This is a genomic window from Dietzia sp. IBK-p2-15D, assembly GCF_057773105.1.
On sequence record NZ_JBYMTK010000118.1, the window covers coordinates 1 to 437 of the forward strand.

General features: G+C 71.6%; 1 protein-coding gene. It reads left to right on the forward strand.

Features of this window, described 5'->3' with window-relative positions; translation table 11 throughout:
* On the forward strand, positions 1–437 hold a 437-nt coding region (locus AC3DEV_RS17150), incomplete at both ends, for an aminotransferase class III-fold pyridoxal phosphate-dependent enzyme (protein WP_488372899.1).

The following is a 437-nucleotide window of genomic DNA, read 5'->3' on the forward strand; positions in this document are numbered from 1 at the left end:
GGCGCGCTGGCGTGCACCGGCAATGCCACCAAGCGCGGCGGCGCGGGCGTGCCGCTGTCGCATGTCGCGCACGAGCCCTATGACGGCTATTACGGGCGAGACGTCGACACCGCGGACCTGCTGGAACAGCGGCTGTCCGACCCCTCGAGCGGGCTCGACGCGCCGGCCGCGATCCTGGTCGAGACGGTGCAGGGCGAAGGCGGGCTGAACGCCGCGTCGCCCGAATGGCTGCGGCGGATCGCGGGGATCGCCAGGGCGCATGGCGCGCTGCTGATCGTCGACGACATCCAGGCCGGCTGCGGGCGGACGGGCAGCTTCTTCAGCTTCGAGGACATGGGCTTCACGCCCGACATCGTCACGCTGGCGAAATCGCTGTCGGGCATGGGGCTGCCGTTCGCGCTGACGCTGCTTCGCCCCGAGCTCGACCAGTGGCTGCC